General features: G+C 72.1%; 10 protein-coding genes. 8 read left to right on the forward strand and 2 right to left on the reverse strand.

What is annotated here, in order from left to right; translation table 11 throughout:
• Nucleotide 1 precedes the first annotated feature (1 nt).
• The 8 genes from HTZ82_RS04035 (at nt 2) to HTZ82_RS04070 (ending at nt 7,837) form a co-directional block, all read left to right on the forward strand.
• Entirely contained in the window at nt 2–1,081 is a 1,080-nt protein-coding gene (locus HTZ82_RS04035) for a hypothetical protein (RefSeq protein WP_254711599.1), read from the forward strand.
• The gene (locus HTZ82_RS04040; RefSeq protein ID WP_175407867.1) at nt 1,078–1,635 is read left to right on the forward strand and encodes a hypothetical protein; all 558 of its coding nucleotides are present in this window, start codon (nt 1,078–1,080) and stop codon (nt 1,633–1,635) included. The genes HTZ82_RS04035 and HTZ82_RS04040 overlap by 4 nt, the downstream gene beginning before the upstream one ends.
• Nucleotides 1,632–2,159 carry a deoxycytidine triphosphate deaminase gene (locus HTZ82_RS04045; RefSeq protein WP_175407868.1) on the forward strand — a complete coding sequence of 176 codons (528 nt, stop codon included), beginning with the start codon at nt 1,632–1,634 and terminating at the stop codon, nt 2,157–2,159. The genes HTZ82_RS04040 and HTZ82_RS04045 overlap by 4 nt, the downstream gene beginning before the upstream one ends.
• Nucleotides 2,146–3,597 carry a cation:proton antiporter gene (locus tag HTZ82_RS04050; RefSeq protein WP_175407869.1) on the forward strand — a complete coding sequence of 484 codons (1,452 nt, stop codon included), beginning with the start codon at nt 2,146–2,148 and terminating at the stop codon, nt 3,595–3,597. The genes HTZ82_RS04045 and HTZ82_RS04050 overlap by 14 nt, the downstream gene beginning before the upstream one ends.
• Before the next feature lie 29 nt (nt 3,598–3,626).
• Nucleotides 3,627–4,883, forward strand: a complete 1,257-nt coding sequence (locus tag HTZ82_RS04055; protein ID WP_175407870.1) for an ATP-grasp domain-containing protein — start codon at nt 3,627–3,629, stop codon at nt 4,881–4,883.
• Entirely contained in the window at nt 4,873–5,862 is a 990-nt protein-coding gene (locus HTZ82_RS04060) for a DMT family transporter (RefSeq protein WP_175407871.1), read from the forward strand. The genes HTZ82_RS04055 and HTZ82_RS04060 overlap by 11 nt, the downstream gene beginning before the upstream one ends.
• Complete coding sequence (locus tag HTZ82_RS04065; protein WP_175407872.1) at nt 5,859–6,611, forward strand: phosphodiesterase; 753 nt, start codon at nt 5,859–5,861, stop codon at nt 6,609–6,611. The genes HTZ82_RS04060 and HTZ82_RS04065 overlap by 4 nt, the downstream gene beginning before the upstream one ends.
• Nucleotides 6,612–6,682: 71 nt before the next feature.
• Complete coding sequence (locus HTZ82_RS04070; RefSeq protein WP_309235295.1) at nt 6,683–7,837, forward strand: serine hydrolase domain-containing protein; 1,155 nt, start codon at nt 6,683–6,685, stop codon at nt 7,835–7,837.
• 77 nt (nt 7,838–7,914) lie between these two features.
• On the opposite strand, the gene metG is transcribed toward HTZ82_RS04070, so the two are convergent.
• Together metG and HTZ82_RS04080 are read right to left on the reverse strand one after the other, a co-directional pair.
• Nucleotides 7,915–9,525, reverse strand: coding sequence for a methionine--tRNA ligase (metG, locus tag HTZ82_RS04075; protein WP_175407873.1), 1,611 nt, complete (start codon nt 9,523–9,525; stop codon nt 7,915–7,917).
• 138 nt (nt 9,526–9,663) lie between these two features.
• Nucleotides 9,664–10,316: VWA domain-containing protein (locus HTZ82_RS04080; RefSeq protein WP_175407874.1), on the reverse strand; the 653-nt coding region annotated here is incomplete at its 5' end.

A 10,316-nucleotide genomic window follows, 5' to 3' on the forward strand; every position in this document is an offset into this window, starting at 1 on the left:
CATGACAGAGAGCGGCACGAACATGACCTGTTACCTGAACTTCCTGCACACGACGATCCGGTTCGACGTCGCCGACGACGCGTCCGGCGCGTTCGCCCCGATCCACCGCTTCTTCCGCCACCTGATGGGCGACAGCGCCGCGCAGGAGCCGACGTTCCGCGTCGACGTGCGCGCCTACGACCCGGACACGGACGTCGACCCGGAGGTCTGGTCCCTTCCCCCGTCCGTCATCCGGCGCAGCAACGCCGCCGCGTTCAACTTCGACGCGCACGTCGTCGACGACGGCGGACGCAGGCGCTACGTCAACCGCTACACGCTGCTCGACGCGCCCGCCGACACCGCGCACGACAACGCCTTCCTGATGCGCGTCACCGACGGCTCCACCGTGCAGATGATCGACTTCATCCGCGACCTCGTCATCCGCCACGAGGAGAACCTCGGCACGGTGGTCCTGCACGCCTCCGGGCTGTACCGCGACGGCGACGCCGTGATCATCGCCGGGCCCAAGGGCGCCGGCAAGACGACGACACTGCTGTCCGCGCTGCGCAGGCCCGGCTGGCGGTACTTCACCGGCGACAAGCTCTTCGTCACCGTCGAAGGCGACGTCGTCGTCGTCCACCCCTGGCGGGACTACCCGTACGTCGGTGTGGGCACGCTCCGCGCCGACGCCCGCCTCGAAGAGCTGGTGCGCGAGCACGTGGACGACCGGATCGACACCTACGACCCCGGCCACAAGATCCTCGTCGACCCGGATCTCTTCGAGTCCTGGCTCGGATCGGAGTTCTCGGCGGAGCCCAGGCGGCTCGCCGCGCTGCTGCTGCCGGAGGTCAGGCCCGGGGAGCCGCTGACCGTGCGTCCGCTGACGGACGCCAACGAGCGCTGGGCCCACCTCAACAAGATCGTGGACCGGCAGGCCGACACGACGTTCTTCACCTGGCAGACGTACCTCGTCCCGGACTACGCCGGGTTCTACCGGTCGCTGTCCGCACTGCGCTCCGTGCTCGGCTCCGTCGACATGATCCGGCTGCGCGGAACCCTCGACATCGACCCGGACGCCGTACTCAAGGAGGCCGGACGATGACCGACGCCCCCCGCTCGCTGCGCGTGGCCGTCGTCGGCCTGGCCGGCGCCGGCAAGTCGACCTGCGCCTCGCTCATCGAGGAGTTCGCCCGCGACAAGGGCCTCACCCACGCCCGGGTGAAGCTCGCCAAGCCGCTGTACGACCTCCAGGAGCAGGTCTACCGGGCGGCGGGCACCTCGCTGGCCGACGGGGCGCAGGACCAGGTCCTGATGGAGGCGCTGGCCGACGCGATGCGCCGGATACGCCCCGCGTCGCTCGCCGACGACTTCGTACGCCGCCTGGCGGACACCGACGCGGAGCTGATCGTCAACGACGACCTGCGCGACCCGCACGTGGACGCGCCCGCGCTGCGCGCCCACGGCTTCCGCGTGCTGCGCGTCACCTGCGAGGAAGGGCTGCGCCAGGAGCGGCTGGCCGAGCGGGGCGACCCGTCGCGCGCCGACCGGTCCACGCGCGGGATCGACCTCATCGAACCGGACGGAATGATCGACAACAGCGCGGGCCTGGACGCGTACCGGGCCGCCGTCCACGAGCTGCTGGGGAGCTGGCTGTGATACTGAGCGGACCGGAGATCCTCGCGGAGGTGCGGGCGGGCCGCATCCACATCGACGACTTCGACCCCGAGCGCGTCGAGCCGAACAGCTACGGCTTCCGGCTCGCCGACGACATCCTGTGGTACGAGCAGGACGCCATCGACTGCTTCGAGCCGCCCGCGGCCACGCAGGTGAAGATGGGCCCCGAAGGCATGGTGCTGGAGCCGGGGCGGCTCTACCTCGGCGGCACCATGGAGGCGATGGGCAGCCCGCACTACGCGGCCACGCTCTACGCCTGCCGGTCCGCGTCGACGCTCGGCATCTGGATCCAGTACAGCGCGCCGCTCGGGCACAGCGGCGCCATCTTCCCCTGGACGCTGGAGATCAAGGTCGCGCACCCGGTCCGCGTCTACCCCGGGATGGTCATCGGCAAGCTGGCCTTCTGGTCCATGCAGGGCGAGGCCGCCGGGTACGACGGCAAGTACACCGGCTCGCGGTCCGCGGTCGCCTCGCGGTTCAGTCTGGACGCCCGTGTCGCAGGCTGATCTGTTCCGGGTGCTCGCGGCGCTCGCGCTGCTGCTCGCCGCCGCGCATCTGGTGGGGCGGCTGTTCGCCCGGTTCCGCCAGCCCCCGGTGGTCGGCGAGATCCTCGGGGGCCTCCTGCTCGGCCCGACCGTGCTGGGCCGGATGGCCCCCGAGGCGCAGGCGTGGCTGTTCCCGTCGTCGGGGCCCGTGGCGTCCGGGCTCGCGCTCATCCACCAGATCGGCATGCTGCTGCTGATGTACATGGCGGGCGCCGAGATGCGCACCGTGTTCTCCCGCCGGGACGGCCGCCCCGTGACGCTGATCGCGGTGGCGGGCATGGCGATGCCGTTCGCGGCGGGGCTGCTGCTCGTCGGGGTGATCGACACCCGGGCGGTGATCGGGCCCGCCGGGAACGAGGCGGCGCTGACCCTGGTCGTCGCGTGCGCGATCGCCGTGACCAGCATCCCCGTGATCTCCCGGATCATGCTGGACCTCGGCATCATGCGGGGCGCGTTCGCGCGGATCGTGTTGTCCGTCGCGGTCCTGGAGGACGTGGTCCTCAACGTGGTGCTGTCGGTGGCGCTGGGCATGGTGGCGACCGGCGCGGCCGGCGAGTTCGGCCTCGCCGCCTGGCTGGGCATCCACTCCGCCAACGCCTCCGCCGTGTACCACGCGCTCGCCTCGACCGGGTTCTTCGTCCTCATGACGGGAGCCGGGGCGGTGGTCCGGCGCCTGCGCCCCGCGGACGGGCGCCCGGCTCCGTCGGAGGGGATCGCGGTGCGGATGACCGTGCTGCTGGGCGTGGCGGGCGGCTGCCTGGTCCTCGGCGTGGCTCCGATGCTCGGCGCGTTCGTCGTGGGCCTGCTCGCGGGAGCGCGGCGCCGCGCGGGCACCGGCGGCGACGAGGGGCGGCCACGGCACGTCCAGCGCTTCGCGTCGGGCTTCTTCATCCCGGTCTACTTCGCCACCGTCGGCCTGAAGCTGGACCTGGTGCATTCCTTCGACCCGCTGCTCACCGCCGGGTTCCTCGGCGTCGCCTGCGCGGCGAAGGCGGCGAGCGTGTACGCGGGCGCCCGGATGGCGGGCCGGTCGGCGACCGCCTCCCTCGACCTGGCGCTGGCGCTCAACGCGCGCGGCGGGCCCGGCATCGTCCTGGCGGTGGTCTCCTTCGACGCGGGCATCGTCAACGCCTCCCTGTTCACCACCCTCATCCTCACCGCCGTCCTCACCTCCCAGGCCGCCGGCTGGTGGCTGGAACGCGCCGTGCGCGCCGGGCGGATCGACACCGACCCGCCCCACCCCGACGACGCGGCCACCGCAGACCCGGCCGACTGCGCCGCCCCCGACCAGGCCGCCCCGGACCCGCCCGACTCCGACGAGGGCGCCCCCGACCAGGCCGCCCCGGACCCGCCCGACTCCGCCCCGCACCGCCGGAAGGCGGGCGCCGCCGTCGACTGAGCCCCCTCGCACCGAACCCAAGGAGACCCATGACCAACCACCAGGGCCGGCCGGTCGTCGCCCTCGTCGACGCCTACTCGACGGCGAGCCACCTCGCGCCGCTCTTCCACGCCCGGGGATACGCCTGCCTCCACGTCCGCAGCGTGGCGAACCCCCCGGCCGCGTTCGCGGCGTCCCAGCGCCCCGAGGACTTCCTCGCGACCGTGGTGCACGACGGCGACGTGGACCGCACGGTGGCCGCACTCGCCCCGTACGGCCCCGTCGCCGTCCTCGCCGGGGCCGAGATCGGCGTCGAACTCGCGGACCGGCTCAGCGAGGCGATGGGACTCCGCACCAACGGCACCGCCCTGAGCGGCGCCCGCCGCGACAAGTTCCGCATGGTCGAGACCGTCAAGGCCGCCGGAGTCCCCGCCGCCGACCAGATCCTCGCCTCCGACCTCGACACCCTCATGGAGTGGTACGGGGACAGCGGCCGGCCCGTCGTGCTCAAGCCGGTCCGCAGCGCCCTCAACGACGGCGTGGCCTTCTGCGAGACCGCCGACGACGTCCGCGCCGCGTTCACCGCCCTGGTCGGTGCCGACACCGCGGTGGGGCTGCGCAACGACGCCGTCGTCGCCCAGGAGTACCTGGTGGGCGCCGAGTACTACGTGAATACGGTCAGCCTGGACGGCAGGCACTACGTCTGCGACGTGTGGAAGGCCCAGCACCTCAAGGTCAACGGCGTACGGGACCTCCTCGGCGGCTCCCAGCTGATGACCCGCCGCGGCCCCGAGCAGGACCAGCTCGTCCCGTACGCCTTCTCCGTCCTCGACGCCCTCGGCATCCGCAACGGCCCGGCGCACACCGAACTCAAGCTCACCCCGCAGGGCCCGCGGCTCGTCGAGACCGGCGCCCGGGTGTGCGGGGCGATGCTGCCGGTGCTCACCGGCGCGGCCATCGGCGAGAGCCAGCTCGAATGGACCGTACGCGCCTACACCGACCCCGAGGCGTTCGAGGCGCTCCGCCACACCGACTACGAGATCGCCCGGCACGCGGTCTGCGTCAACATGATCTCCCCGGACGGCGGCAAGCTCACCGGATACCCGAGGATGGACGAACTGCGCGCCCTGGAGAGCTTCCACGACGTGCTGGTGAAGGTGGCGCCCGGCGACGAGATCCACCGCACCGTCAACGATCTCACCTATCCCCTGCTCGTCCACCTCCTCCACGAGGTCGAAGGGGTCGTGGCGCACGACTACATGACAGCCCGCTACCTCGACGGGAAGGGCTTCTACGATGTCGCCTAGCCGCCGCACCGCCCTCGTGGGCCCGCTGCTCGTCCTCGGCTACTGCGTCATCAACTCCACGAAGTCCGTCCTGGAGGGTTCGCTCGTCCAGGGCCTGTCCCCGGAGTTCATCGCCTTCCACGCCTTCGTCATCGCCCAGGCCGTCTACTTCTTCACGCTGCCCGACAAGGCCGCCCTCAAGACGGTGGTCCGGCGCACGCTGCCCGACATGGTGATGCTGAACGTCTCCACCGCGGTCTGCTGGATCGCGGTGCTCTACGCGTTCACGGTCTTCGAACCCGCCATGGCCAATTCGATCATCATCGGCCTGGGCCCCGCCATCACCATCCTCCTGGGCTTCAAGCTGCGCCCCGGCACGAAGGTGCTGCCGCTGGAACTCGTCGCGGCCGCCGCGATGCTGGCCGCCATGGGCTTCCTGCTCGCCGCCGCCGCCCGCGGGTCGTCCGCCATCGGCGACCTGTCGCGCGGTGACCTCGTCGTCGGTGTCGTCTACTGCGTGCTCACGGCCACCTCCCTGTCGGGCATCACCTACTACACGAGGCGGCTCGGCGACGCGGGCGTGTCCGTGCGGCAGATGATGGCGTCCCGCTTCGTCGTGCTGATCGTGGCGACCCTCGTGCTGATGGCCGTCCGCGACAGCTTCGGCGCCTACACCGCGCGGAACGTCGCGGCCATCCTGGCGATCAGCGTCGTCGGCGTGATCATCTCGCTGTACCTCCTCCAGCAGGGCATCGTGCGCACCGAGCCGATCACGGTGTCCATGCTGTTCGGCACGAACCTGCTGATCACCTATGTCACCCAGTTCCTCGATCCGCGGCTCCACCAGTCCGGTGAGACCTTCGCCGGGATCCTCGTGGTCTCCGCCGCCATGTGCCTCGGCACCTGGGCGCGCTGGCGCGCGGGGAGACAGGAGGACGCCGGCAAGGACGACGGCGTCGACAGGGAGGACGACGCCGGGAAGGAGAGGGCCGCCACATGACCGTCCTCGCCCACATCAGCGACCTCCACGTCGACGGCGGTGAGAACAGCCTCCGCCGCGTCGAGCGCACCGTCGCCCACCTCATGGGCCTGCGGTCCGGCGTCGACGCCGTCGTCGTGACGGGGGATGTCGCCGACCACGGCACCGCCGAGGAGTACCGGCTGGTACGGGAGGCGCTCGCCCCGCTCCACGACCGCTACCCGGTCCTGCTGTGCCCCGGCAACCACGACGTCCGGGGGGAGTTCCGCGCGGCGTTCCACGGGGAGCGGGGGGACGGCCCCGTCGACACCGTCCACGACATCGGCGGCGTACGCGTCCTGATGTGCGACTCCTCCATCCCCGGCCGTCCCGAGGGCCTGCTGGAGCCGGAGACCCTGCGCCGGCTCGACGACGCCCTGGCCGACGCGCCGCGCACCCCCGCGTTCGTCGCCCTGCACCACCCGCCGCTCGCTCTCGGCATCCCGTTCGTCGACCGGATCGCCCTGCGCGCCCCGCAGGAACTCGCGGCGGTCCTCCGGCGCCACCCGCAGGTGGCCGCCGTGCTGTGCGGTCACGCCCACACCGCCGCCGCCACGTCCTTCGCCGGCGTGCCGCTGCGCTGCGCCCCGGCGGTGGCGCCGACGGCCCTCCTGCCCTGGGAGCGGGACCCGGACGGCCCCTGGAGCTCGGCGGAGGCCCCTCCGGCCATCATGTTCCACCTCCACGCCGACGGCGAACCCCTGACCACGCACGTACGCACCGTGGCCTGAGCCGACGGGAATTCCACCGGCGACCGACCCGACAGAAGCCGACAGAAGCTGACAGAAGGGGACGTACCAGCGTGAACGACGAAGGACCCCACCCGGTGCACGGGTGGACGGACACCGGATACGAGGGGGTGCGCGAGGCGTTCGCCCAGGTGGTGCGCGCCCAGCCCCAGACCCCCGGGCAGCAGCTCGCGGTGTACCGGCACGGCCGCCGGGTGGTGGACCTCTGGGCGGGCCCCGGGACGGACGGCGACTCGCTCACCGGCGTGTACTCGGTGTCCAAGGGCGCCGCGTACCTGGTCGTCGCCCTCCTCGTCCAGGACGGCGTCCTCGACCTCGACCGCGAGGTGGCCGCCTACTGGCCGGAGTTCGGGCAGGCCGGGAAGGAGGACGTCACGCTGCGGCAGCTCCTGGCCCACCAGGCGGGCGTCATCGGCGTCGACGAGCACTTCACCGTGGACGAGCTGGCCGACGACCGCGTGCTCGCCGAGCGCCTCGCGGGGCAGGCCCCGTACTGGAAGCCCGGCACGGCCTTCGGCTACCACGGCCTGGTCATCGGCGCCCTCGCGGGCGAGGTCGTGCGCCGGGCCACCGGCCGGACGCTGCGGGACTGGTGGGAACACCGGGTGCGCCGCCCGTACGGGCTCGACTTCCACCTCGGCCTGCCGAAGGAGCTGGAGCCCCGCTACCTGCCGGTGCGGCCCGCCGTCCCGGAGCCCGGAGCCGTCCCCGAGGACGCCCTGCCCGGGGCTGCCGTGCCCGAAGGGGAGAACCTGGGCGCGATCGCCTTCAGCACGCGGTACCTGCCCGACCTGGCCGCCTTCGCGAACGTCCGGCGCACGCGGGAGCTCGGCCAGGCGTCGGCGGGCGGCGTCGCCTCCGCACGCGGCGCGGCCGGGGCGTACGCGGCGGTGCTCGGCGGCACCGACGGCGCGCCGCCGCTGCTCACCGAGGACACGGTCGCCGCGTTCACCCGGCCCCACTCCGTCGGCCTCGACGTCGTGACCAAGGGGGAGAGCCGGTTCGGGGTGGGCTTCCTGCTGTACGACGCTCGCTTCCCGGCTCTGGGCCCGGGCGCCTTCGGGCACGCGGGCGCGGCCGGCTCCCTCGCGTTCGCGAGCCCGCGGCACGGTCTCGCGTACGCCTACATACGCCGGAGCTTCGCTGTCGGCGACGCGGCGGACCGGGAGAACACCCTGCTCGTCGACGCTGTGCTGGCCGCGGACTGAGGGCATGCGAGGGCCCCCTCCAGGAGAGGGGGCCTTCACGCCGTCCCGTGGGCCGGGCTGGTGCTGGTGCCGGTGCCTTACTGGGCCTTCTTCGGGTCCTCCAGGCGGGGGAACAGGACCGCGCCCTTCGTGACCGTCGCGCCGGGCGGGAGGGCGCCCCACGTGGCGGCGTCCTGGACCCGCTGGTCCGCGAGGGCGCCGAGGGACGGCTCCGCGCCGAGGGACTCCCAGAGCTTCTGGGACGTCTCCGGCATGACCGGGTTCAGGAGGACGGCGACCGCGCGGAGCGACTCCGCCGCCGTGTAGAGGATCGTCGCCAGGCGGGCCCTGCCCTCAGGGGACTCGTCCTTCGCGACCTTCCACGGCTCCTGCTCCGTGATGTAGCCGTTGACCTGCTTCACGAAGTCGAAGACCGCCAGGATGCCGCCCTGGAAGTCCAGCTCCTCGCCGATCTTCCGGTCGGCCTCGGTGACCGCCCTCGTCAGGCCGTCGTGTACGGCCTTCTCGGCGTCGCCCGCCGCCGTGGCCTCGGGGAGGGAGCCCCCGAAGTACTTGCCGACCATCGCCGCGACGCGCGAGGCGAGGTTGCCGTAGTCGTTGGCCAGCTCGGAGGTGTAGCGGGCGGTGAAGTCCTCCCACGAGAACGAGCCGTCCTGGCCGAACGCGATGGCCCGCAGGAAGTACCAGCGGTAGGCGTCCACGCCGAAGTGCGAGGTCAGGTCCTGCGGCTTGATGCCGGTCAGGTTCGACTTCGACATCTTCTCGCCGCCGACCATCAGCCAGCCGTTCGCCGCGACCTTGCCGGGCACGGGCAGGCCCTGCGCCATCAGCATCGCGGGCCAGATGATCGCGTGGAAGCGCAGGATGTCCTTGCCGACGAGGTGCACGTCCGCCGGGAACGTCGCATCGAACTTCGCCTGGTCGGCGCCGTAGCCGACGGCCGTCGCGTAGTTCAGGAGCGCGTCCACCCACACGTAGATGACGTGCTTGTCGTCCCACGGGATCGGGATGCCCCAGTCGAACGTGGAGCGCGAGATCGACAGGTCCTGGAGGCCCTGCTTGACGAAGTTCACGACCTCGTTGCGCGCCGACTCCGGCTGGATGAAGCCCGGGTTCGCCTCGTAGAACTCCAGCAGCTTCGGGCCGTAGGCGGAGAGCTTGAAGAAGTAGTTCTCCTCCTTGAGGATCTCCACCGGCTTCTTGTGGATCGGACAGAGCTTCGCGCCCTGCTCGTCCTCGATCAGATCGCCGGGGAGCTTGTACTCCTCGCAGCCCACGCAGTACGGGCCCTCGTACCCGCCCTTGTAGATCTCACCCTTGTCGTACAGGTCCTGCACGAACTCCTGGACGCGGTCCGTGTGCCGCTTCTCGGTGGTGCGGATGAAATCGTCGTTCGCGATGTCCAGGTGCTCCCAGAGGGGCTTCCAGGCCTCCTCGACGAGCTTGTCGCACCAGGCCTGGGGCGTGACGTCGTTCGCCTCGGCCGTGCGCATGATCTTCTGACCGTGCTCGTCCGTGCCGGTGAGGTACCACACCTTCTCGCCGCGCTGACGGTGCCAGCGCGAGAGCACGTCGCCTGCGACGGTCGTATAGGCGTGGCCCAGGTGAGGAGCGTCGTTGACGTAGTAAATGGGGGTCGAGACGTAGTACGTCGTCTTCCCCTGCTTCTCGGATCCAGTGGCCGCCATGGTCGAAATCCTATCGGGCCCGCGAAGCCGCCCTCACCTCCGATTCCCTTCCCCGGGCGGGGGCCGTACGGGGCGGGTGGGCCGTACGGGGCGGGCGGGGGTCGGGGCCCGGCGGTGGACCCGACCCCCGCCCGGGGGTCACACCGAGGCGGGCCAGGCGGCCAGGACCTCGCGGTAGAAGCGGGCGTGCGGGACCTCGCGGGGGGCGGGGCCCGCGTGGAAGAACGCGGCGTTGCCGGCGGTGAGGCGGCGCAGGTAGTCGAACGCCTTGCTGTCCTCCTCGCCGAAGGCGACGAACTGCCAGAACACCGGGCGCCCGGTCGCCGCTGCGTCCGCGAGGGCCTGGGTGGCGGCCGTCTTGGACTCGGGTGCGCCGTCGGTCTGGAAGAGGACCAGGGCCGGGCGCTCGGGGTCGTTCTTCTCGTGGTGGGCGAGCACCTCCGTGACGGCGCGGTCGTAGAAGGTGCGGCCCATGCGGCCGAGGCCGCTGTGGAGGGCCTCGACGCGGCCTTCGGCGTTGTCGAGCGTGATGTCGCCGGTGCCGTCGACCTCGGTCGAGAAGAACACGACGGGCACGGTCGCCGTCTCGTCCAGGTGGGCGGCGAGCGCGAGGGCCTGCTCGGCGAGGTGCTGGGCGCTGCCGTCCTTGTAGTACGGGCGCATGGAGCCCGACCGGTCCAGGACCAGGTACACCGTGGCGCGCGCCCCGGTGAGGCCCCGCTTCCGGAGCGCGGCGCCGGCCGCCTTGTACGCCTCGACGACGCCCTCCGGCGCCCGCGCCCTGACCCGCG

Source organism: Streptomyces sp. TRM64462, assembly GCF_013362995.1.
GTDB lineage: Bacteria > Actinomycetota > Actinomycetes > Streptomycetales > Streptomycetaceae > Streptomyces.

What these genes read in the sequence shown, in the direction of transcription:
- HTZ82_RS04035 (WP_254711599.1), top strand. Translation starts at nt 2, where the DNA reads ATGACAGAGAGCGGCACGAACATGACCTGTTACCTGAACTTCCTGCAC.
- HTZ82_RS04040 (WP_175407867.1), top strand. Translation starts at nt 1,078, where the DNA reads ATGACCGACGCCCCCCGCTCGCTGCGCGTGGCCGTCGTCGGCCTGGCC.
- HTZ82_RS04055 (WP_175407870.1), top strand. Translation starts at nt 3,627, where the DNA reads ATGACCAACCACCAGGGCCGGCCGGTCGTCGCCCTCGTCGACGCCTAC.
- HTZ82_RS04060 (WP_175407871.1), top strand. Translation starts at nt 4,873, where the DNA reads ATGTCGCCTAGCCGCCGCACCGCCCTCGTGGGCCCGCTGCTCGTCCTC.
- HTZ82_RS04065 (WP_175407872.1), top strand. Translation starts at nt 5,859, where the DNA reads ATGACCGTCCTCGCCCACATCAGCGACCTCCACGTCGACGGCGGTGAG.
- metG (WP_175407873.1), bottom strand. Translation starts at nt 9,525, where the DNA reads ATGGCGGCCACTGGATCCGAGAAGCAGGGGAAGACGACGTACTACGTC.